The 23,404-nt window shown below is 71.5% G+C and carries 15 protein-coding genes; 11 read left to right on the forward strand and 4 right to left on the reverse strand.

From position 1 onward, the window contains the following. The first annotated feature begins 60 nt into the window (after positions 1 to 60). The 9 genes from BLW78_RS05505 to BLW78_RS05545 all read left to right on the forward strand — a co-directional run bounded on the left by BLW78_RS05505 (position 61) and on the right by BLW78_RS05545 (position 7,423). On the forward strand, positions 61 to 696 hold the full coding sequence (locus BLW78_RS05505; RefSeq protein ID WP_139307678.1) for a hypothetical protein: 636 nt from the start codon (positions 61 to 63) through the stop codon (positions 694 to 696). Next, on the forward strand, positions 693 to 941 hold the full coding sequence (locus tag BLW78_RS05510; protein WP_091677398.1) for a hypothetical protein: 249 nt from the start codon (positions 693 to 695) through the stop codon (positions 939 to 941). Before BLW78_RS05505 ends, BLW78_RS05510 begins: the two co-directional genes overlap by 4 nt. Beyond that, positions 938 to 1,348, forward strand: coding sequence for a hypothetical protein (locus tag BLW78_RS05515; RefSeq protein WP_091677400.1), 411 nt, complete (start codon positions 938 to 940; stop codon positions 1,346 to 1,348). Before BLW78_RS05510 ends, BLW78_RS05515 begins: the two co-directional genes overlap by 4 nt. Next, entirely contained in the window at positions 1,345 to 1,668 is a 324-nt protein-coding gene (locus BLW78_RS05520) for a hypothetical protein (RefSeq protein WP_091677402.1), read from the forward strand. Before BLW78_RS05515 ends, BLW78_RS05520 begins: the two co-directional genes overlap by 4 nt. Then, positions 1,635 to 2,843, forward strand: coding sequence for a tyrosine-type recombinase/integrase (locus BLW78_RS05525; RefSeq protein WP_091677405.1), 1,209 nt, complete (start codon positions 1,635 to 1,637; stop codon positions 2,841 to 2,843). Before BLW78_RS05520 ends, BLW78_RS05525 begins: the two co-directional genes overlap by 34 nt. 161 nt (positions 2,844 to 3,004) lie before the next feature. Continuing rightward, a complete protein-coding gene (locus BLW78_RS05530) occupies positions 3,005 to 3,385 on the forward strand; it encodes a hypothetical protein (protein ID WP_091677407.1) in 381 nt (126 codons plus the stop codon). Positions 3,386 to 3,414: 29 nt separating this feature from the next. Then, on the forward strand, positions 3,415 to 4,362 hold the full coding sequence (locus tag BLW78_RS05535) for a ferredoxin reductase domain-containing protein (protein WP_020093343.1): 948 nt from the start codon (positions 3,415 to 3,417) through the stop codon (positions 4,360 to 4,362). Between the two features lie 88 nt (positions 4,363 to 4,450). Continuing rightward, positions 4,451 to 5,515 (forward strand): SGNH/GDSL hydrolase family protein, encoded by a 1,065-nt coding sequence (locus BLW78_RS05540; protein ID WP_091677410.1) that lies wholly within the window; start codon positions 4,451 to 4,453, stop codon positions 5,513 to 5,515. Between the two features lie 210 nt (positions 5,516 to 5,725). Continuing rightward, a complete protein-coding gene (locus BLW78_RS05545) occupies positions 5,726 to 7,423 on the forward strand; it encodes a methyl-accepting chemotaxis protein (protein WP_170855099.1) in 1,698 nt (565 codons plus the stop codon). Positions 7,424 to 7,467: 44 nt separating this feature from the next. Here BLW78_RS05545 and BLW78_RS05550 read toward each other — a convergent pair whose 3' ends face one another. After that, complete coding sequence (locus BLW78_RS05550; RefSeq protein ID WP_091677415.1) at positions 7,468 to 9,978, reverse strand: glycogen/starch/alpha-glucan phosphorylase; 2,511 nt, start codon at positions 9,976 to 9,978, stop codon at positions 7,468 to 7,470. A 431-nt stretch (positions 9,979 to 10,409) separates the two neighbouring features. Here BLW78_RS05550 and BLW78_RS05555 point away from each other — a divergent pair, with 431 nt between their 5' ends. Next, the gene (locus BLW78_RS05555; RefSeq protein ID WP_091677418.1) at positions 10,410 to 11,996 is read left to right on the forward strand and encodes an alpha-amylase family glycosyl hydrolase; all 1,587 of its coding nucleotides are present in this window, start codon (positions 10,410 to 10,412) and stop codon (positions 11,994 to 11,996) included. 350 nt (positions 11,997 to 12,346) lie between these two features. Further along, entirely contained in the window at positions 12,347 to 13,885 is a 1,539-nt protein-coding gene (gene glgA / locus BLW78_RS05560; RefSeq protein WP_091677700.1) for a glycogen synthase GlgA, read from the forward strand. 264 nt (positions 13,886 to 14,149) lie between these two features. Here the strand turns inward: glgA and glgB are convergent, their stop codons facing one another. From glgB to BLW78_RS05575, 3 genes are all read right to left on the reverse strand, one after another. Then, positions 14,150 to 16,432: a 1,4-alpha-glucan branching protein GlgB gene (gene glgB, locus BLW78_RS05565; protein WP_091677421.1), complete on the reverse strand. Its 2,283-nt coding sequence runs from the start codon at positions 16,430 to 16,432 to the stop codon at positions 14,150 to 14,152. Continuing rightward, complete coding sequence (gene treS, locus BLW78_RS05570; protein WP_091677424.1) at positions 16,429 to 19,707, reverse strand: maltose alpha-D-glucosyltransferase; 3,279 nt, start codon at positions 19,705 to 19,707, stop codon at positions 16,429 to 16,431. The genes glgB and treS overlap by 4 nt, the downstream gene beginning before the upstream one ends. 149 nt (positions 19,708 to 19,856) lie before the next feature. Then, the gene (locus BLW78_RS05575; RefSeq protein ID WP_091677427.1) at positions 19,857 to 23,252 is read right to left on the reverse strand and encodes a maltotransferase domain-containing protein; all 3,396 of its coding nucleotides are present in this window, start codon (positions 23,250 to 23,252) and stop codon (positions 19,857 to 19,859) included. Positions 23,253 to 23,404: the final 152 nt, after the last annotated feature.

The raw sequence follows: 23,404 nt of genomic DNA on the forward strand, positions 1-23,404 counted from the left end.
CTTGCCAAGCGCGGCATGCAAGTTTAGCTTGCGACATCGCCTCAGCGGTGGAGCCCTCCCATGCCCGCATCGTCCGTCCGCGTTCCTGATCGTGTAGCCCCTCCCCTCAAGCCCGAACCCGCACACGCCGAGGCGGCGATCGCCCGGATGGTCGGCGGCGGGCCCTGCCGGCGCACCGTACTGGCAGGCTTGTCCGCGCCGGCGCTCACTGCGGCGTTCCCGGCGATGGCCGGCGGGACGCATCCCGACGCCGAACTGCTGCGGCTCGGCCGCGAGCTCGATGCCAACAACGCGACCTGGTTCGCCTTCCGGCCCGACTACGAGGCCGCCAGCGCTGCGCGCGATCGAGCGTTCGAGAAGAACGCGGACGCGATGAAGGCAGCACGTTTGCGCGGAAACGCTGCGGCCGACGAGCTCGCCGAGCGGCTCGGCGGGCGGCACGAGCCAGTGATCCGGCGTGGCAACCGCCTTGCCGACGAGTCCGACGCTCTGTGCGAGCAGATCACTCGCTTGCGGCCACAGACGCTCGAAGGCTTTGCTGTCATGCTCCGGGCGATGGCCACATGGCACGTCGGAGCGTGGGACCGGGAGCCCTTCTGGCTGGAGTGGGATGACCTGCTCGTCCGCACCGTCGTGGACACCGGGCTCGCGTTGGCCGGCGTCGATCGTCTCGGCCAGCCGGTGGCTGCCGCGTGAGCGCCGCCGTCCTCCCCTTCCCCGGTCCGCGGCCGGATCCGGTGACCGCGCTGCGCCGCGAGCTGTCGCGTGCGCTTGAGGCGGCCCTCGACGTCGTCGACGGCTTGGTCGCCCGCCTCGACGCCTTGGACGGCGATCCGGATCTGGAGCCGGATGCCGACGGCGAAGCGACGGTGGTCGAGTGGGTGGGCGCCGGCGCGCACCGATACAATGCCGGTCTCGACGACCACGGGAGCGCAGCATGATCGCCGTCGACCATGCACCCGCGATCGCGGCGTTCCTGGCTGAGCGCGCCGAGATGCCGGGCGCGCCCGGCGAGTCCTATGCCGCCTCGGTCCGCGCGGCCTGGCCCAGGGCCACCGGCGAGGAGATCGAGCGCGGCGCCCTGATCGCGCTGGAGCTGCTCGACCTGCGGCTCGCCGAGCTGCGCGCCGAGGCGCTGCCGCCCAGGCCGGAGCCGGGCCCGGAGCGCCGCGCGGAGATCGCTGCCGGCGTCGCGACGATCCTGTCCGAGATGGTCGACATCGAGGACCTGCCGGCGGCCATGCGCCGGATCGGCCGGCTCTACCCGGACCTGACGTGGTCGACCTTCCAAGAGGCGGTGTCCCAGGCCGGCAATCTGTGGCCGGCAGGCGAGGGGGACGCACCGTGACCGATCGAGCCCGCAGCACCCGCGCCGGCCGCCCCGCCCTCACCTTCGACGACCTGCCGCTGTTCGCGACCGACCGGGACATCGCCGAGGCGGTGGTCGGGCCCGACGATGCCGACAAGCGCGCGTGGTGCGCGAGCGTGGCGAGCCTGGAGGCGCACGGATTCCCGCGCCAAACCAGCCTCTACGGCAAGCGCTACGTCCCGGCCGTTCGGGACTTCTACGATCGCCAGTATGGTCCCGCAGGCCGCGCGCCCACCGACTCATCTGGGCAGCAGGAGCCATCGAGATGGACAAGCCCTCGATCAAGGCGCCGGGCCTGAAATTCCGGCCGCGCCGCGGCGGCTGGGCAGCGTACTGGATCCCCTCCCCCGAGGCCGTGAGCCGCGGCTACCCGAGCGGCACCGTCCCGCTGACGCGCTACCTCGACACGCCCGAGCTGCTCGTCGACCAATGCCAGCGCCTGCAGAACGACATGCTCGCGTGGCTGGACGGCCTGCGGCGCGATCCCCTTGCCTTCGACGGCACGATCGGCAGCGTGCTGCGCATCTACCAGCAGCACGAGGAGTCGCCGTTTCACGGGCTCCGGCCGGCGTCGCGTCGCCCGTATCTGCACTACCTGCGCCGCCTGGAGGCGGAGGTCGGCGACGTGCGCGTCGACGCCGTGACCGGCCTCCACGTGAAGCGCTGGCATGCCGGCTGGTCTGAGGCGGGCAGCAAGCCGGCGGCGGGACAGACGCGCCTCGCGGTGCTGAAGTCCGCCCTCACCTTCTGCATCGTGGCCGGGCATCGATCCTGCCGGACCCTGCGCGACGACATCCGCGAGCTGCGGGTGCCGGTGCCGCGGCCGCGCAGCATGTACGCCACCGTCGACCAGGTGCGGCGCGCGATCGCCGCCGCGCACGCGCTGGAGCGGCCCTCGCTGGCGCTCTGCTACGCCGTCCAGTTCGAGACCGCGCTTCGGCAGTGGGACGTGTCCGGACAGTGGTACCCGCTGCAGGACCCGACGATCTGCTCAATCGTCCACGGGCAGAGCAAATGGGCCGGCCTCGAATGGCGGCACATCGGCGAGGACCTGGTGCTGCGCTACACGCCGTCGAAGACGCGGGCGAGCAGCGGCGCCGAGGTGCTGATCGACCTGCGGCTGTGCCCGATGGTGCTCGAGGAGTTGGCATGCGTGCCGGACGAGGCGCGCTCCGGGCCGCTGATCGTCAACGAGGTGAGCGGGCTGCCCTACAGAGATCAGCAGTTCCTCTCGGCCTGGAAGCGGGTCCGAACGGCCGCCGGCCTGCCAGCGGAGCTGTGGAGCCGGGATCTGCGCGCTTCGGCGATCACCGAGGGCCGCGGCGGTGGCGCGCTGACGGACGATGCCGCGAAGGTCGCCGGCCACACCAAGTCGCGCACCACGGCAGACGTGTATGATCGGGAGCGTCTGGAGGCGCACCGCCGCTTCGCGACCGCTCGGCTCGGCCGACGCACCCCGAAATCAGAGGGCTGAACGCTCCGGGAACGTCACGAGGAACGTGCCGGGAATGTCGCCCGTAAGGTGCTGATCGGTAAATAAAATCTTAAGCGCATTGTTAAGTCCGCCTTAACCATGTCGGATCAAGCTCCTGTTGATAGACGGGTCCTTCAGCGCCCGCGCAGGGGATGGGTCGGATGGCCGAGGCGGCACGGCGTTACCAGCAGGCAGGCGGCTCTGACCTCGTGCGCCGCCTGATGGCCCGGCCGGTCCGGCTGGAGCAGCAGGTCCGGACTAGGATGCCCCTCCGCGACCCGCGCCGCGTCGACGCGTTCGCCGACGCCTACGCCGACGAGGCCGCGGACGACGCGGAGGCGCGGGACGAGGCCGACGAGATCGCCCGCCTCGAGACCGAGCTGCAGGTGATGAAGGCGGTACTCCGGGCCCAGCGGCAGGAGGTCGAGTCGCTGCGGGCGCAGCGCCAGCTCCTCACCGAATCGGCCCCGACCGACGATGTCCGCGCGACCCGCGAGCGCTGGGCGGCCCTGGTCGACTCGCTCCTGATCCGCGCCCGCTGATCCGTCACCAGGGCATGCGGGGGAGAGCCATGGGCGCGCGCTGCTCGCTCGTCGTCAACGGTCGGTCGGTCCGCGTCTCGACCGGCGACACGCCGCTGGAGGCGGCGCTGGCCGAGGGCATGATCGCGCCGCTGCAGGCGCAGTCCGGCAACCTGCTCGCCGGCCAGGGGATCGCTCAGGGGATCGCTCAGGGCAGCGCGGCGCCGTCCGGCCGCCGGCACCCGGCCCGGCGGGCCCGGGCCGAGGCCCTGCGCCCGGCCCTGCCCGGCGCCCCGATCCAGGGTCAGGAGGAGGCGCCGCCGCCGCCGGTCGCCGTCCGCAAGGGCACGGTCACGGAGATCCGCCGGCTCAGTCCCGGCATCCTCGAGATCGTCGCGACCCTGACCCGGCGCCCGACCGGCGAGCCCGGCCACCAGGCGCTGGTGACCTTCGCGGGTCTGCCGACGCGGACGCTGTCCCCGACCCTGCGGCTCGACGGCACGACCGAGATCAACGACGTGGTGTTTCACGTCGCCCGCGACCCCGAGGGCGATCCCCTCGACGGGCTCCGCCTCGACCAGCCGGTGCGTCTCAAGGGCCCCGTCGGCCGGGGGCAGTACCGCCCCGGGGGCGGCCGGCTCGTGCTGGTGGCGGCCGGCGCCGGCTTCGGCGCGATCTGGGCGATCGCCCGGGCGGCCCGCTACGTCGAGCCCGCCCGCGAGATGGCCCTGGCCGTCGGCGCCCGCGACGCCCTGGACCTCTACATGCGCGAGAGCCTGGACTGGCTGCGCCGCACCGGCGTCGGCCGGATCGTGCTCTGCGCCGATCGCGGCCGCCAGCGGCCGCCGGACGTGCGCTCCGGCCCGCTCAGCGCCCACCTGCCGAGCCTGCGCGCCACCGACGTGGTCCACGTGGCGGGCGACCACTCGACGGTCGGCGCCGTGCAGGTGCTCGCCGCCGCGGTGGGCGCCCGCTGCTACCCGATCGTGATCGACTGACCGGCGTCGCCTCGACGCGGCGGCGCCCGGCTGCTACCGGCGCCGGGCCGGCCGCACGGGGCCGATCCTGAGCCCGATCCGAGCCCCGATGGTCCGCGTCCTCTGCCTCGGCTACAGCGTCACGGAGCTGCCGGGCTACGTCGAGCGGGCCAACGCCCTGGCCGAGGCCGAGGGGCGCCCGGTCACGTTCCTCCGCAGCGGCTGGGGCGGCCATTCCCTGCCCTCCATCGCCGCGCTGATCGACGAGATCCTGGACGCGATCCCCTGCGACCGCGTCCTCCTCGAGCTGTTCACCGGCAACGTCCGCTACTTCGACGGCGCGACGATGCGGGCCTATCTCGACGACATCCTCGCGGCGACCGCCCGGCGGGACCTGCCCGTCGCTTTCCTCAACCTCCACCAGGGCGGCGTCGACTACGCGGCCGAGCCCGTCGCCGGCCTGCTGGCGGAGTACCGCGCCCTCTACGGGATCCCCTATCTCGACATCGCCGCTCCGGTGGCGGCCGCGGGCGCGGGCGACATCACCTACCTGCTGAAGGACGCGACCCACGTCACGCCGGCGGGCGCCGACCTCTACGGCACCCTGGTCTACAGCTTCCTGCGCGCACCGCCGCCGGGGCGGGCCTATATCGAGCGGTTCCGGACCCTGCCGGGCCGGTTCGAGGCCCTGCCGCTGCGCGCCCTGCCCGGCCTGACCTGCGGGTTCGCCCTGCGCCGCAACGGCATCCCGCTGGACTTCCTGGAGATCCCGGAGGGCACGCGCGTCGCCGTTCCCCTGGGGCGCCCCCGCGACGTGATCGGGCTCCTCGTGACCTACGGGCCGCGGGCGGGCACGCTGACGGTCGAGGACCCGGCGACCGGGCGGGCGCGGACCCTCGTCGCCTACGACGCGTTCTCCTACTACACGCGCGCGATGTTCCGCAGCATGACTCTCCCGGCGGCGCGCGCGCTGACGATCGCGCAGTCGGCGGAGCGCCCGGACATCGTCCTGCGCAAGGGCGCGCCGGATCCGGGCCCGCGGATCGGGCGCGTGTCGCACGTCGTCTGCCGGCGCAGACTCGGCCTCGCGCCGCGCGCCGCGCGCCAGCTTCACCGGCTGCGGCGCGGCCTGCGCCGCGTCGGATTGCGGCTCGGGCTCGTCCGAGGCGCCTGACCCCGGCCCCGTTCGGGCATAGTCATGCAGGCACGAGCGTTTGAATAACGCACCTTTATGGCATTCAATTTCTCGATTTCTATACTTATCAATTCAGTTTCTGTATCGGTTCGTGTCCTCGTGCGGGCGAAGAGTGATGTGATCGATCGTGGATTCCTCTTCGCGGCGTGTGATAAGCTGTGCCGGTGACGCCGGCGGAGATCGAACGGAATGCGGATCCTGCGCGATGCGAACCTGCATGTAAAAATGTCCGCGCCGCTCTTGTTCATGGTGATCGTGTGCGCCGCCTCTGCCGCGTACTCGCTCAGAGAACTCAGAGCGATCGAGGAGAGAGATAGATTTTTGGTGGATTACTATTTCGCGAGGCTCGAGATCTTCTCACGTGTCCGCGAAAAATTCGTCGATGCGGCGCTCATGAACCGCAATCTCATCATCGGCGAGCCGAAAGGCGACATCCCCCTCTTCCGCAAGCGCTACGACGCCTCCGTCAAGGCCGTGGCCGACGGCATCGAGACGCTGGAACAGGGCTCGCGGCGCGCTGAGATCGCGGCGCTGCAGCGCCAGATCGGCACCGTCGCCCGGGACTATTTCGACCTGCTCGACCGCTCCAACTACCTCGCGCTCCGGAATGACCGGCCGGCGGCGATCCAGGTCGGCGTGGTCGCCAGCCGGGAGGTCCGGGCGCAGTTCGACCGCGCGGCCCAGGCGTACGAGGCGGCGGCGGCGGCCCGCCTCGGCGAGGCGAAGATCGCCACGCAGCAGGGGGCCGAGCAGGCCCGGACGGTCCTGATCGGCGCCACGGTGGCGGGCCTGCTCGTCGCCCTGGGACTCTCCGCGGCCATCGTCGTGGTCGGTGTCACGCGGCCGCTCCACCGCCTCGTCGCCGCGCTGCGGCGCGTGGCGCAGGGCGACGGCGCCGCCACGATCGCGGAGGCGCGGCGCGGCGACGAGATCGGAGCGGTCGGCCGGGCGGTCGAGGCGATCCGGAGCTTGATCATCCGCAACGCCGAGGCGGAAGCCGAGGGCCGGCGGCGCGCGGACGCCGCCGCGGCCGCGGCCCGCAAGGACGCCACGATGGGCCTCGCCCGGACCTTCGAGGCGGCTGTGGCCAGGATCGTGGACCGGGTCTCGACCGCCGCGGGCGAACTCGAGGGCACCGCCCACCAGATGACCGCGACCGCCCAGGAGACGGCCAGCCAGTCCGGCGCGGTGGCGCTGGCGGCCGAGGCGGCGGCGGTCAACATCGGCACGGTGGCGGCCGCGACCGAGCGGCTCGGCAGCGCCATCCGGGCGATCGGCCGTCAGGCGGGCGGCTCGTCCGCGCTCGCCCAGCAGGCGGTCGGCGAGGCCGACCAGACCGCCGGGCTCGTGGCCGAGCTGCGGCAGGCGGCCTCCGAGATCGGCGAGGTGGTGCGGCTGATCGCGTCCATCGCCGAGCAGACCAACCTGCTGGCCCTCAACGCCACCATCGAGGCGGCGCGGGCCGGCGAAGCAGGCCGCGGCTTCGCGGTCGTGGCGGGCGAGGTGAAGGCCCTGGCCGAGAAGACCGCGCGGGCGACCGACGGGATCGCCGCGCAGATCGGCCGGATCCAGGGCGTCACCGGATCCGCGGTCGGCGCCATCGGCGCGATCATCGACCGGATCCGCGAGATCAACGGGGTGGCGATCGCGATCGCCGCGGCCGTGGAGGAGCAGGGCGCCGCGACCCGGGAGATCGTGCGCACCGTCGCCGAGGCGACGCGGGGCGCCGCGGAGGTCACCGGCACCATCGCCGGGGTGGCCGAGGCCTCCGATCGGACGGGGGTCGCGGCCGACCGCGTGCTCACGGCCGCCACCGCCCTGTCCCGTCAGTCCGAGGGGCTCGCGGCGGAGGTCGGGCGGTTCCTGGCCAACGTGCGCGCGGCCTGAGGGCGGCGCGGCCCGCTCCCGCGCGGGAGCGGGCCGGTGGCGACTCAGCCCAGGCGGACCCGCCAGATCTCCTCGGCGTACTCGCGCATGGCGCGATCGGAGGAGAACCACGCCATGCGGGCGGTGTTGCGGATCGCCTTCGCCCACCAGCCGCGGGGATCGCGCCACGCGGCGTCGATCGACCGCTGCACCCGCCAGTAATCGTCGAAATCGGCGGTGAGCAGGTACTGGTCGCGCCGGCGCAGGTCGTCGGTGAGCGGCCGGAACCGGCCCGGCTCCTCCGGCGAGAACCGTCCCGAGGCGATCATGTCGAGGGCGGCGGCCAGCCGCGGCGAGGCCTGGATCGCCCGGGCCGCGTAGTCCGGCTCGGCCTGCCGGGCGCGGACGCCGTCGGCCTCCAGGCCGAAGATGAAGATGTTGTCCGCCCCGACATGGTCGCGGATCTCGATGTTGGCGCCGTCGAGGGTCCCCACCGTGAGCGCGCCGTTGAGGGCGAACTTCATATTGCCGGTGCCCGAGGCCTCCATGCCGGCGGTGGAGATCTGCTCGGACAGGTCGGCGGCCGGGATGATCGATTCGGCGAGGCTCACCGAGTAGTTCGGCAGGAACACCACCTTCAGCCGGTCCGCGACCTCGGGATCGTCGTTCACCGCCTTGGCGACGTCGCAGGCGAGCTTGATGATCAGCTTGGCCTGGACGTAGCTCGGCGCCGCCTTGCCGGCGAAGATCTTCACCCGGGGCGTCCAGTCCCGGTGCGGCTCGGCCTTGATCGCCTGGTAGAGCGCCACGGTCTCGACCACGTTGAGGAGTTGGCGCTTGTACTCGTGGATGCGCTTGACCTGGATGTCGAACAGCGCGGCCGGATCGACGTCGATGCCGGTGCGCTCGGCGATGATCGCCGCCAGGGCCTCCTTGCGCTCCCGGCGCACGGCCGCGTAGCGCGCCACGAAGGCCGGGTCCTCGGCATGGGCCTCGAGGCCCCGGAGCAGCTCGGGATTGTCCAGCACGCCGGCGCCCACCGTCTCCACGGCGAGCCGGGTGAGGCCGGGATTGGCGTTGTGGAACCAGCGGCGGAAGGTGATGCCGTTGGTCTTGTTGACGATCTTGTCCGGATCCAGCGCGTGCAGGTCGGAGAAGACCGTCGAGCGCATCAGGTCCGTGTGCAGGGCCGAGACGCCGTTGACCCGGCGCGCGCCGTGGAAGGCGAGGTGCCCCATCCGCACCCGCCGCCCGTGCGACTCGTCGATCAGCGAGATCGACGCGAGGTAGGCCGCGGCATCCGCCGATTCCTGCCGGCCGTGCTTGGCCTGCTCCTCCAGGTGCATCCAGTTGATCAGGTAGATGATCTGCATGTGGCGCGGCAGCAGCCGCTCCATCAGCTCCACCGGCCAGGTCTCCAGGGCCTCGGGCAGGAGGGTGTGGTTCGTGTAGTGCAGCGTGTGCGTGGTGACGTGCCACGCATCCTCCCAGGAGAGGCCGTAGACGTCGAGCAGGACGCGCATCAGCTCCGGCACCGCGATGGCCGGGTGCGTGTCGTTGAGCTGGATCGCCGCGTGGTCCGGCAGGGACCGGACGTCACCGCGCTCGGCCACGTGGCGGGCCACGAGATCCTGGATCGAGGCCGCGGTGAAGAAGTATTCCTGGCGCAGGCGCAGCTCCTGGCCCTCGGCCGAGGAATCGCTCGGGTAGAGCACCCGCGAGATCGCCTCGGCGCGCATCCGCGCCGCGACCGCGCCGACGTGGTCGCCGCCGTTGAAGCGGGCGAGGTCGACGGGCTCGCCGGCCTCGGCCTTCCAGAGGCGCAGGCCGTTGACGTGGCGGCCGCGCCAGCCGACCACCGGCACGTCGTGGGCCACCGCCCGCACGGTCTCGGCCGGCTGCCAGTGGCGCCGGATCACGCCCTCCTCCGGCGAGGACAGCGTGACGGTGCCGCCGAAGCCGATCGCGTAGGTCGCCTCGGGCCGGGCGAATTCCCAGGGGTTGCCCTCGGCCAGCCAGGTCTCCGGCGCCTCGCGCTGCCAGCCGTCCTCGAAGGACTGGCGGAACAGGCCGTGGTCGTAGCGGATGCCGTAGCCCATGGCCGGGATGCCGATGCTGGCCATGCTCTCCATGAAGCAGGCGGCGAGCCGCCCGAGGCCGCCATTGCCCAGGGCCGCGTCGGGCTCGGCGTCCTGCACGGCATCGAGATCGATCCCGAGCTCCCGGAGCGCGCCGCGGGTCGTCTCGGTGAGGCCGAGATTGTTCAGCGCGTCCGACATCAGCCGGCCGATCAGGAATTCCAGCGACAGGTAGTAGACGCGCTTGTTCGGCACGCTCCGCTCGGAGGCCAGCGCGGCGGCCACGATCCGCTCGCGCAGGGCCAGCGCCGTCGCGGCGAACCAGTCGCGCGGGCGGGCGGTCTCGGGCGTGCGGCCGAGCGTGAAGGTGAGCTTGGCGCGGATCGCCTCGCGCAGGTCCACCACCGCGTCGCCGCTGCCGGACAGCACCGGGGCGGTCCAGGCGGCCGGGGCGGACGCCTCGGTTGCGCGCTCGTCGCGCGAGACATCTTGTGGCACAGGCCGGGTCAGAACATCGTTCAACACGTGCGGGTCCCCCAAAGTCGTCGCCCCGGATTCTAGCGCCGGGGGTATCGTGGGCGGATTATCTCTTTTGATGGATTGCCGCCGCATGAACGGACGGGCGATCCGTGCCCCGAAGCGTCCGACGATGCGGTCGGCTTCCGGCGAAGTCGTGGCAGCGCCGCTCCGGCGGAGCGCACGGACACGCCGGAGGAGATATGGCAGGGCGGCGTGACATTCCAGGCACAGCCGCGCGGCGTCGCCCTGCGTGAGGGGCATGCGCACAGGTTTTGGGGGCCGCAGCCATTCCCTGGGCGACGCCGCGTCGGGGCGTTTCGCGCGCGGCGCGCGCTCTCGGCGCATCCGTCACCGGTCGCCAGCGCGCGGGTCAGCGGTTAAGCGTGGGCCGCCGATGCGAGGGGCGCAGCATGACCGACACCGTCTGGTGGAAGCGCGGGACCGTCTACCAAGTCTATCCGCGCTCCTTTCAGGACACGAACGGCGACGGTGTCGGCGACCTGCCGGGCATCACGGCGCGGCTGGACTACCTCGCATGGCTAGGGGTCGACGCCGTGTGGATCTCGCCGGTCTACCCCTCGCCCATGGCCGATTTCGGCTACGACGTGGCGGATTACTGCGGGATCGACCCGCTGTTCGGCACGCTGGCCGATTTCGACGCCCTCGTGGCGGAGGCCCATCGGCGTCGGCTGAAGGTGATCCTCGACTTCGTGCCGAACCACTCCTCGATTGCGCATCCCTGGTTCTCCGAGAGCCGGTCGTCGCGCGCGAGCCCGAAGCGGGACTGGTACATCTGGCGCGACCCGGCGCCCGGCGGCGGCCCGCCCAACAACTGGCTGTCGAATTTCGGCGGCCCGGCCTGGACGCTGGATGAGACCACCGGCCAGTACTACTACCACGCCTTCCTGGCGGAGCAGCCGGACCTGAACTGGCGCAACCCCGCGGTGCGGGCGGCCATGCACGACGTGCTCCGCTTCTGGCTGGAGCGCGGAGTCGACGGGTTCCGGGTCGACGTGATCTGGCACCTGATGAAGGATGCGGGATTCCGCGACAACCCGGCCAATCCCGACTACGCGCCGGGCTCGCCCGAGATCAACCGCTTCACCCAGGTCTACTCCGCCGACCGGCCCGAGATCTTCGACGTGATCGCCGGGATGCGGGCGGTGCTGCGCCAGTACGGCGAGCGGGTGCTGATCGGCGAGATCTACCTGCCGGTGGAGCGGCTCGTCGCCTATTACGGCCCGGACCTGACCGGGGCCGACCTGCCGTTCAATTTCCAGCTGATCCAGACCCCGTGGCGGGCCGACGCGGTGGCCGACCTCGTGGCGCAGTACGAGGCGGCCCTGCCCGAGGGCGGCTGGCCGAACTGGGTGCTGGGCAACCACGACCAGCCGCGCATCGCCGCGCGGGTCGGGTCGGCGCAGGCCCGCATCGCCGCGATGCTGCTGCTGACCCTTCGGGGCACGCCGACCCTCTACTACGGCGACGAGATCGGCCTCGGCCACGTGCCAATTCCCCCGGACCGCGCCCGGGATCCCTGGGAGCACAACGAGCCCGGGCACGGCCGCGACCCGGAGCGCACGCCGATGCAGTGGGACGACAGTCCCCAGGCCGGCTTCTCCACCGCCGAGCCCTGGCTGCCGCTGGCGGCGGATTGGGCCGCCTGCAACGTCGAGGGCCAGCGCTCGGACCCGGGCTCGATGCTCACCCTGCACCGGCGGCTGCTCGCTCTGCGCCGCGACCACGCGGCGCTCGCCGTGGGCGGCTACCGGGAAGTGCCGCTGGGCAACGCCGAGGTGTTCGCCTACGAGCGCTTCGCCGACGGGGCCGTCCTGCGCGTGCTCCTGAATTTCGGCGCGGCGTCGCAGGACCTGCCGCTGCCCGAGGGGGCCTGGACCGTGCTGCTCTCGACCCGTCCGGGGCGCGCGGGCGAGCCGGCCGGCCTCACCCTCGCACTGGAGCCCGCCGAGGGGGTGATTCTGCACCGCGCCGGGTGACGCGAGGCCGCCTCGGCTCCGGCACCCGTCAGGCCGGGGACCGAATCAGGGGCTCGGCGGGCACCGCCGATCGGGCGAAGACGGACGAGCGGGACCCGTCCGGTTACGCCGGGCACCGTCGTTCCGGTCCGAAGATCTGTATCCAGCGGCAGAAATCCGCCGTGGCGGCGCGATTTCTCGCTGCGATGCCACATAGGTAAGTGACGCTTAATCACCACGGTGGCCTATTTTGTGCGTCGCAACGGAACCGTCGCGGCGAAGGAGCATTGGCCGTGGTTGAGATCGTGACAGCCGTGCCTGCCCGGTCGACTGCCAGACCGGGGCATTCCGCCCGGCCAGGATCAATGCTGATGCTCGATGCGCGCCGTGGTGGTCCCTTCGCCGAGTGGTCGTCCGGCGAGGGGAACGGCGTCGGTCCCGTACCGGTTCCGGCCCGGCCGGCCTCGCTGCGCCGCCGCATCCTCTACGCGACGCCCGAGATGGCGGATTTCGTGAAGACCGGTGGCCTCGGCGAGGTCTCGGCCGCCCTGCCCCGGGCCCTGGTCCCGCACTACGACATCCGCGTCCTGATCCCGGGCTACCGGCAGGTCCGGGCCGCCTTCCCGGAGATCCCGGTCGTCGCCCGCCTCGAGGGCTTCGCGGGCATTCCCGCCTGCGACCTCGGCCTGGTCGAGGCGGCCGACGGCCTGCGGATCTACGTCCTGCTCAGCCCCGACCTCTACGAGCGCGACGGCACGCCCTACGGCGACCAGCACGGCGATTTCGGCGACAACGACCTGCGCTTCGCCCGCCTCAGCCTCGCGGCGGCGGACCTCGCCACCGGCGCCGATCCCGACTGGGCGGCCGACATCCTGCACCTCAACGACTGGCAGGCGGCCCTGGCGCCGGCCTATCTCGCGTGGCGCGGCCGGCGGGTCCCGAGCGTGCTGACCATCCACAACCTCGCCTACCAGGGCCTGTTTCCCCGGGACGCCCTGCCCCGGCTCGGCGTGCCGGACTCGGCCTTCCAGGTCGACGGCGCCGAGTTCTACGGACAGCTCTCCTTCCTGAAGGCCGGCATCTTCTACGCCTCGCAGGTCACCACGGTGAGCGAGACCTACGCCCGGGAGATCCAGACGCCCGAGCTGGGCTGCGGCCTCGACGGGCTGCTGCGCACCCGTGCCGGCCAGGGCCGGCTCGCCGGCATCCTGAACGGCATCGACGAGACCTGGGATCCGACCACCGACCCGCACCTCGCCACGCGCTTCGAGATCGACGACTGGAAGGGCAAGCGCGCCAACACCGAGGCGGTGCGCCAGCAATTCGGCCTCGCGGTCTCCCGCGGGCCGCTCTTCGCCATCGTGTCGCGCCTCGTGCACCAGAAGGGCATCGACCTGAGCCTGCAGGCGGCCGAGACCATCGTGGCCGGGGGCGGCCAGCTCGTGGTGATCGGCCAGGGCGAGGGCCGGTTCGAGCAGGCGCTCCGCGGCCTCGCCCAGCGCCATCCCGACGCGGTCGGCGTGCATGTCGGCTTCGAGGAGGCGCAGGCCCGGCGGATGTTCGCCGGCAGCGACTTCCTGCTGATGCCCTCGCGCTTCGAGCCTTGCGGCCTCGCCCAGATGTACGCGCAGCGCTTCGGCTCCCTGCCGATCGTGCGCCGGACCGGCGGCCTCGCCGACACGGTCGAGGACGGCGTGACGGGCTTCACCTTCGGGGAGGCCTCGGCCGCCTCCTTCGGGGCGGCGGTGCGGCGGGCGCTGGAGGCCTTCGGCCAGAAGAAGCGCCTCAACGCCATGCGGCGGCGGGCCATGGCGGCCCATTTCGGCTGGGACCGGGCCGCCGAGGACTATGCCGGGCTCTACGGCCGGGCCATCGGCAACAGCGTCGGGCTGCGCTGGCGGGCGGCGTAGGGATTTCTCGCGGGCCCCCCTGCGGGGCGGGGAGGTCCGGTCGGGTCAGATCATCTCTGCCAACGGCGCGGGCGCTTCCCCTCGCGCCGCTTCACCGCGCCCGTCGTCCCGGGGCGTCGCAGCCGGACCCGGACGGATATGCCGGAGGGGGGCAACCCGGACCGCCGTCGGTGCGGACCTTGACCGCCGGCGGGCCTGGATCCCGGGCTCCGCTGCGCGGCCCCGGGACGACGCGGTGACGCCTGGGCGAAGGCGAAAGTCTCCTCACCCCTCCAGCAGGAAGATCATCGTGGCGAGCGGCGGCAGGGTCAGCGACAGGCTCTGACCCTGGCCGTGGCTCGCCTGATCGTCGGTGTGGCGGCCGCCCTGGTTGCCCAGGTTGGACCCACCGTAGACCCCGGCATCCGAGTTGAACGCCTCGCGATAGAAACCCGCCTGCGGCACGCCGATCCGGTAGCCCTCGCGCGGCACCGGCGTGAAGTTCGACACCACGATCGCCACCTCGCCGGGCTTGGCACCCTTGCGGGCCCAGGCGATGACGCTGTTGTCCTGGTCGTCCGCCACCAGCCACTGGAAGCCGGTATGCTCGACGTCGCGGCCGTAGAGGGCCGGGGTCGAGACGTAGAGCCGGTTCAGGTCGCGGATCACGCTCTGGACGCCCTTGTGCAGGGGATCGTCCAGGAGGTGCCAGTCCAGGCTGTTGTCGTGGTTCCACTCCCGCTCCTGGCCGAACTCGCCGCCCATGAACAGCAGCTTCTTGCCGGGATGCCCCCACATGAAGCCGTAATAGGCCCGGAGATTCGCGAATTTCTGCCAGCGGTCGCCCGGCATCTTGCCGAGCAGCGAGCCCTTCCCGTGCACGACCTCGTCGTGGGAGAGCGGCAGAATGAAATTCTCCGAGAAGGCGTAGAGCAGCCCGAAGGTCAGGTTGTGGTGGTGGTAGCGGCGATGGATCGGATCCTCCTGCATGAAATGCAGGGTGTCGTGCATCCAGCCCATGTTCCACTTGAAGCCGAAGCCGAGGCCGCCCGTGTAGGTCGGGTGCGAGACGCCCGGCCAGGAGGTCGATTCCTCCGCCACCGTGATCGTCCCCGGGGCGTGGCTGTAGGTCGCCTCGTTGGTCTTGCGCAGGAAGTCGATGGCGTCGAGGTTCTCGTTGCCGCCGTAGCGGTTCGGGATCCACTCGCCCTGGCGGCGCGAGTAGTCGAGGTAGAGCATCGACGCCACGGCGTCCACGCGCAGGCCGTCGAGGTGGTAGTGCTCCAGCCAGAACCGGGCGTTGGCGGCGAGGAACGTCGCGACCTCGGTCCGCCCGAAATTGTAAATGTAGGTGCCCCAGTCCTGGTGGAAGCCCTGGCGCGGGTCGGCGTGCTCGTAGAGGTGGGTGCCGTCGAACAGGCCGAGCCCGTGGGCGTCGAGCGGGAAGTGGCCCGGCACCCAGTCGAGCAGCACGCCGATGCCGGCCTCGTGGGCCGCGTCCACGAAGGCCGCGAAGTCCTCAGGGCTTCCGAAGCGGCTCGTCGGCGCGAAGAGCGAGACCGGCTGGTAGCCCCAGGACCCGTCGAACGGGAACTCGGTGATCGGCAGCATCTCGATATGGGTGAAGCCCAGATCCTTGACGTAGGGGATCAGCCGGTCGCCGAGTTCCTTGTAGGTGAGGTAGCGGTTGCCCTCCTCGGGCACCCGCGCCCAGGAGCCGAGATGGACCTCGTAGATCGAGATCGCCGCGTGGCGCGGGTCCTTGGCGCCGCGGGTGCTCATCCAGCCGGAATCGCGCCAGTCGAAGTCGCCCGTCCCGTGGGTGACCGAGGCGGTCTCCGGCGGGTGCTGGGCCGCGAAGGCGACCGGGTCGGCCTTGAGCGGGACCAGGGATCCGTCGGGGCCGCGGATCTCGAACTTGTAGCGCACGCCGGACTTGAGGCCCGGCACGAACAGCTCCCAGATGCCGCCGTCCTGCCAGAGGCGCATCGGGTGGCGCCGCCCGTCCCAGTCGTTGAAGTCGCCGACGACGCTGACCTTGCGGGCGTTGGGCGCCCAGACGGCGAAGCGGAAGCCGTCGATGCCGTCGAGCTGCCCCGACTGCGCGCCGAGCATCCGGTAGACGAGGTTGGTGCCGACCTCGCGGAGCGCCGCCACGTCGTACTGCTCGATCGAGGAGCCGAAGCCGTAGGGGTCGTAGCGGCGGCGCTTCGTCCCGTCCCAGGACTCGACCTCGATCTCGTAGAGGGGCCGGTGCTCGCCCTCGGCCTTCGCGACCCAGAACCCGTCCGGATGGCGCTTCTCGAAGGGCGCGGTGCGGCCGTCCATCACCAGGGTGGCGGCCCGCGCCTCGGGCAGCACGGCGCGCACCTCCCAGGCCTTCGGCCCGACCCGGTGGGGCCCGAGCACCGCGAAGGGGTCGCCGTGGTTGGCGGCCATCAGCGCGGCGATCGCGTCCGGGTGGACGCTCGGCGGCTGCGCGGCGCCGGAGCCCGGGACATCCGCGGTCCGCGCCGTCCCCGCGCCCGGGTCGGCCCGTCGTGCGAAGGTCTCGTCGATCGCCGTCATTCAGATGCTCCGGGCTCGTGTCCGTCCGTGTCCAGAATGGTGAGAACCCCACGGGCGGGGATTTCGATCCAGTCCGGCCGGTTGTTGGCCTCGTAGTCGACCTCGTAGAGCGCCTTGGTCAGCAGGCAGAGGCGCAGCAGACGGGTCCGGCTCTCCGGATCGGTCACCGCCGCCCGGGAGCCCTCGACCGCGGTCTCGTAGCCGGCGAGGAACGCCGCCTCGATCATGCCGCGCCACGCGGTCGCCGCGTCCCGCGCCCGCTCCTCCGAATCGGCGAACCGTGCGGTGATCTCCCGGATCACCGTCTCGGCGCCGTACGCGAAGGAGCGCATCAGCCCGGCGACGTCCCGCAGGGGCATCGACTTGGCCCGGCGCTCGTCGGCCGGGCGCGAGGGCTCGCCCTCGAAGTCGACGATGATCAGGTCGTTCTCGGCGACCAGCACCTGGCCCAGGTGGTAGTCGCCGTGGATGCGGGTCTTGTGGGCGCCCCGGACCGGCGCTTCGGTGAGCGCGGCGATCAGCGCCTCGACCTCGCCCCGGCGCTGGCCGAGCTCCGCGCAGGCCGGCTTGCCGGCGTCGAGGCCGCGGTCGGCGAGGCCCTTGAGCGCCCGGAAGGCGCGCTCGGCCTGGTGGCGGGCGTCGCGCGCCAGCACGGCGAGGTCGTCCCCGGTGAACGGCTCGGCCGCGAAGGCCGGGTCGTCGGTCTCGATGGCGAGCGCCGCGTGCAGCTCGGCGGTGCGCCGGCCGAGCAGGTCGGCCCAGGGCCGGTGGGCCTGGAACGCCTCCTCGGGGGTCGCGGCCTCGCTCTCGGGCGTGAGCACCACGGTCTCGAAGTCCCGGCGCAGGCCCTCCAGCATCAGGGTCCAGGCGTCGCCCTGGTTCATCACGAACTTCTGCAGGACCGCCAGGGCGGTCCGGGTGCCGTCCTCGGCGACGTGCTCCAGGGTGCCGAGCAGGGCGGGGGTGTTCGAGAACCCCGCCTGCTCGGTGAGGAAGCGGCCGACCTCGATCTCGGGATGCAGGCCCGGCTGCAGGCGGCGCAGCAGCTTGAGCATCATCTTCGAGCCGATGGCGATCGAGGTGTTGCTCTGCTCGCCCGAGAGCCGGCGGATGTCGGCCACGTCGACCGTGACGTCCGGGTCGAAGGCCGAGGTGACGGCGAAGACGAGCCGCCCGGTCTCCGTGGGGATCTCGCGGGCCTGCCGCATGTCGTCGATCAGGCAGGCGGCGAAGTCGTTGGAGCCGGCCGCCCCGTAGAGCAGGCCGGTGCGCGGCCCCCGGCGCACCCGCGCCACCGCGAAGGGCATGAGGGTCTCGTCCTCGCGGCCCTCCTCGACGCCCACGGGCACGAAGTATTCCTGGGTCTCGCCGCTGGCGAGCTGCACCTGCAGCCGCGGCAGCAGGAAGCGCGCGCTGCCGTCGACGTCCTTCAGGGCGGCGCAGTCGACGACCTTCGTGGCCTTGATCCGCGAGCCCTTGGCGCCGAACCAGCGCCGGCTCGTCAGGAACGGCGGCACCACGGTGCGCTCGAAGGCGACGCGCTCGCGCCCGCTCATCAGGGTCTCGATCCCGCCGGTGAGCACGAGGGTGAACAGCTCGGGCGGCTCCTGCTGCGGGCCGATCACCCCCGACCGGGCGGCGCTCAAGGAGAACCAGTAGAAGCCGTAGGACGGCAGGGTCAGCAGGTAGGGCAGGTCGCCGATCGGCGGGAACTCGGTGCCACCGGTCAGCTCGATCGGCACCGCGGTGCGCAGCTCCGACAGGTCGAGCTGCACCGCCTGCGGCGCGCGCGACAGGTTCGCCACGCACAGGATCCGCTCGTCCTCGTGCTCGCGGATCCAGGCGAGCACCTTCCGGTTCGACGGGTACAGGAACTGGATGGTGCCGCGCCCCAGCGCGACGCTGTTGTTGCGGATCGCGATCATGCGCCGCGTCCAGTTCAGCAGGCTCGTCTGGGCCTGGGTCTGCGCCTCGACGTTGATCGCGTCGAACCCGTAGATCGGGTCCTGGATCGCCGGCAGGAACAGCTTCTGGGGATTCGCCCGCGAGAAGCCGCCGTTGCGGTCGGGCGACCACTGCATCGGCGTGCGCACGCCGTCGCGGTCGCCGAGGTAGATGTTGTCGCCCATGCCGACCTCGTCGCCGTAGTAGAGCACCGGCGTGCCGGGCATCGACAGGACGAGGGACTTCATCAGCTCGATCTTGCGCCGGTCGTTCTCGAGGAGCGGCGCGAGGCGTCGGCGGATGCCGAGGTTGATCCGGGCGCGCCGCTCGGCGGCGTAGAACGACCAGAGGTAGTCACGCTCCTCGGCCGTGACCATCTCGAGCGTCAGCTCGTCGTGGTTGCGCAGGAAGATCGCCCACTGGCAGCCCTCCGGGATTTCCGGGGTCTGGCGCATGATGTCGGTGATCGGGTGCCGGTCCTCCCGGGCGATCGCCATGTACATCCGCGGCATCAGCGGGAAATGGAACGCCATGTGGCACTCGTCGCCGTCGCCGAAATACTGCGCGGTCTCCTCGGGCCACTGGTTGGCCTCGGCGAGCAGCATCCGGTCGGGGTAGCTCGCGTCCAGCGCGGCGCGGATCGCCTTGATGACGTCGTGGGTCTCGGCGAGGTTCTCGCAGTTCGTGCCGTCGCGCTCGATCAGGTAGGGGATCGCGTCGAGCCGCAGGCCGTCGACGCCCATGTCGAGCCAGTAGCGCATCACGTCGATGACCGCTTCCAGCACCTTCGGGTTGTCGAAGTTGAGATCCGGCTGGTGACTGTAGAACCGGTGCCAGAAATACTGCTTGGCGACCGGGTCCCAGGTCCAGTTCGACGCCTCGGTGTCGAGGAAGATGATCCGCGTGTCCTTGTACGGCTCGTCGGTGTCCGACCAGACGTAGAAGTCGCGCTCGGGCGAGCCGGGAGGGGCCTCGCGGGCGGCCTGGAACCAGGGGTGCTGGTCCGAGGTGTGGTTGATGACGAGCTCGGTGATGACCCGCAGACCGCGCTCGTGCGCCGCCTCCACGAAGGCCTTGAAGTCCTCCATGGTCCCGTAGGACGGGTTGATGTCCCGGTAATCGGCGATGTCGTAGCCGTCGTCGCGCAGCGGCGAGGGATAGAACGGCATCAGCCAGATCGCCGTCACGCCGAGATCGCGCACGTAGTCGAGGCGCTGGGTCAGGCCCTCGAAATCCCCGATCCCGTCGTTGTTCGAGTCGAAGAACGACTTGACGTGGATCTGGTAGATGATGGCGTCACGGTACCATTGCGGGTCGCTGCGATCGATCATCGCGTCGCTGCCTCATCGGTCGAGTCTGACGGGACCGGCGGGGGACCCGGCCGGGGCGCGGGCGGCGGGCCGCCGCGCGGGTGCGAGGGTCGGCGGCGGGAATTCCCGCCGCCGCATTCAAGGGCCATGGCCGAGTGCCACGCGCGGCCTCAGCCCGCAACCCGCCGCGGCGCCCGGAGGCGCCAGATCACGCAGGATCGCTCGGCCGGATCGAGGGCGATGCGGTGGGTCTTGCCGCGCAACTCGAACGTGTAGCCCTGGAGCAGGTCCTCGACCTCGACGGCGCCGTCGTCGGGCAGGCCGAACAGCCAGAGCGGCACCTCGTAGGTGCATTCCTGGCGGTTCTTCGGGTCGAGGTTGACCATGGTGAAGACGCAGTTGTCGCGCTCCGGCGTCGCCTTGGCGTAGGCGATGATGTTGTCGTTCCAGGCGCCCGTGAAGGTCACGTTGCGGAAATCCCAGAGAGCGGGATTCTCGCGCCGGATCCTGTTGAGCTTGACGATGTGCTCGCGGATGTTGCCCGGCCGGTCGTAGTCCCAGGCCTTCAGCTCGTATTTCTCGGAGTTGAGATACTCCTCCTTGCCCGGGTACGGCGCGGCCTCGCACAGCTCGAAGCCGTTGTAGATGCCGTAGACCGACGACAGGGTCGCGGCGAGCGTGCCGCGGATGACGAACCCCGCCCGCCCGCTGGTCTGGAGGAAGTACGGGTTGATGTCGGGCGTGTTGGCGAAGAAGTTCGGGCGGTAGTACTCGCCCATCTCGCCGGCCAGCTCCAGGGCGTAGTCGGTGAGCTCCTGCTTGGTGTTGCGCCACGTGAAGTAGGTGTAGCTCTGCTGGTAGCCGGCCTTGGCGAGCTTCTTCATCATCTTCGGCCGGGTGAAGGCCTCGGCGAGGAAGATCGCGTCCGGGTAGCGGCCGTTGACCTCGCCGATCACCCATTCCCAGAACGGGATCGGCTTGGTGTGCGGGTTGTCGACCCGGAAGATGCGCACACCGCGCGCGCACCAGCCGAGCAGGATGTCGCGCAGCTCGATCCAGAGCGAGGGCAGGGCGCCCCCGTAGAAGTGGACGTTCGAGATGTCCTCGTACTTCTTCGGCGGGTTCTCGGCGAATTTCAGGGTGCCGTCGGGGCGCCACTCGAACCATTCCGGGTGGTTCTTGATCCAGGGATGGTCCGGCGAGCACTGGATCGCGAAGTCGAGGGCGATCTCCATGCCGTAGGCGTGGCTCGCCGCGACCAGCCGCTCGAAATCCGCGAGCGTGCCGAGGTCGGGATGCACGGCCTCGTGGCCGCCCTCCTCGGCGCCCACCGCGTAGACCGAGCCGACATCGCCGGGCTCGGCCTTGAGGGTGTTGTTCTTCCCCTTGCGGTTGGTCCGACCCACGGGGTGGATCGGCGTGAAGTAGAGAACGTCGAAGCCGAGCTCGCGGATCTCGGGCAGGCGCCGGATGACGTCGTCGAAGGTGCCGTGGCGGTTCACGTCCATCGACTGGGAGCGCGGGAAGATCTCGTACCAGGCGGAGAACCGGGCCGCGAGGCGGTCGGCGATCACCGGCAGGGTCACCGGATAGCGGGTCAGGTTCACCCGCTCGGCGTTCCGGCGCACGAGGCTCGACGCGTCGGGGGCGAGGATCCGGTCGAGCTGGGCGGCCGAGCCGGTCTCCTCGGCGGCGAGCGCGGCCACGAGCGCGGCGAGGCGCTCGGCGTCGCGGCCGCCGCGGGTCCGGGCGAGCGAGGCCGCGGTCCCGACGAGCGCCACGCCCTCGATCGTTTCCAAGCGGACGTCGACGCCGGCGGCGCGCTTCTTCAGGGTGTCGCGCACCCAGGACGAGAACGCGTCGCGCCACGCGATCAGGGTGAACTCGTAGCGGGCGTTCCGCTCCAGGGGGAAGTGCCCGGCCCAGCGGTCGTTGTCGACGAAGACCATCGGGTCCTCGCGCCAAGTCTCGCCTCCAGACGCCTCGGTGCCGGCGACCCGCGACAGGATCGCGGCGTCGATGATCTCGTGGCCGTCGGAGAAGATGTCGGCCTCGACCCGCAGGGACTCGCCGACGATCCGCTTCACCGCCGAGCGACCGCCGTCGATCTCGGGGCTGACCGCCTCGATCACCACCCTTCCCTCCCCGTCCGGGGTGCCGCGCGCCGGCTGGCGGGCGAGCTCCTGGGCGCTGGCCGCGAGGATGCGCAACTCGCCCGGCATCAGGTCGATGGCGCTGCCGGGATGGAACGCGATCGGCTCGGCCTCCGGGGTCCGGTCGACGAAGGCGCCGAGCATCCCGCCGGTGCGGGCGACGAGCGCGCCGGCCTCGACCGGCACCGGCCGGTCGGTCGGGTTGTAGAGCACGATCAACCCGTGCCGCGCCGAGGCCGGGTGGCCGGTGTCGAAGCGGGCGAGCGCCACCAGATCGCTGTCGGGGGCCGAGATCCGGATCTGCGCGCCCTCGACATTGGCGGCCGGCAGCTCCGCCCGCAGGGCGTTGATCGCCCGAATGGAGCCGGAGATGTCGATGCCGGTCTCGTTCTCGCGGTCGCGCGGGGTGGTCTCGACCACGTGCAGCGCCCGCCGGTAGCCCCACTCGTAGCCGATCGGCATGAGGACGCCGGCCGAGAAGAAGGCCGCGAGCGCGTAGCGGGTGCGCAGATGCGCCGCCACCGCCTCCGGGCCGCCGCCGATCTCGGCGGCGAGCCGCGTCATGTCGTGGTTCTCGGGGAAGGCGATCGAGGGCGCCAGCACCCGCAGGCGCTCGTACTGCTCGAGCGCCCAGGGCTTCCTCAGGTCCCACCACGCGAAGGAGTTGAACAGGTAGTCGAAGCCGGCGCCGGCCGTGGCCCGGGCCTCCTCGAAGGTGCAGCCCAGGGTCTCGGCGGCGAACAGGCATGCGGGGTCTTGGCTCTTGGCCTGCCCGATCAGCACCCGCCAGGTCTCCGGTGGCACCTTGTAGGCGGCGTCGCACCGGAAGCCCTTCACGCCGAGGCCCTGGAGATGCGCCACGTAGGCGCCCCAGATCCGGGTGAGTTCGTCCCGGACGGAGGGGGTGTGGTAGTCGAGCTCGGCCAGGTCGCCCCAGACGGTGCGGATCGACGGGTCGTCCGGGTCGACGGCGGCCGGGTGCATGATCGAGCCGTCGGGCTCCTTCATGAACAGGTCGGGCCGCTCGGTGGCGAGCCGGGCGTTGTCGGCGGTGTGGTTGATCACGAGGTCGGTCATCACCGACAGGCCCAGCGCCGCGGCGGCGGTGCAGAAGCGGCGGATCTGCTCGTCGTCGGGCGTGCCGTCGGGGTCGCGGAACCGCTCGTCGAGGCGCTCGGGATCGGCGACCGCGTAGAGGCTCCGCGAGCCGCCGGTCTGGTGGAACGGGTTGAGGTAGACCCAGTCGAAGCCGAGGGCGGCGATCCGCGGCAACTCGGCCGTCCAGTCCGAGACGCGCCCGACCAGGAGCGGGAACAGGTTGTAGATCCGCGGCCCCTCGGCCCGGGGGGCCAGCGCGGCCGGCAGGACGGCCGCGGCCCCGGACGTCGCAGCGGCTTTGGTCGGTGCGTTCATGCTGCCTCTCGGCTCCCGTTCCCAGTGTCGTAACGCCCGAACCGCCGGGCTGTGCCGCGCGATCCGGTCCGACGTGTCTCAGCAGAGTCGCGTGACAGGGCTGCGGAGGAGCCACCGGAAGACGCGCCCGGACCGCCGCCGTCTCTGCGAGC

Source organism: Methylobacterium sp. 275MFSha3.1, assembly GCF_900108435.1.
In the GTDB taxonomy this organism is placed as follows: Bacteria; Pseudomonadota; Alphaproteobacteria; order Rhizobiales; family Beijerinckiaceae; genus Methylobacterium.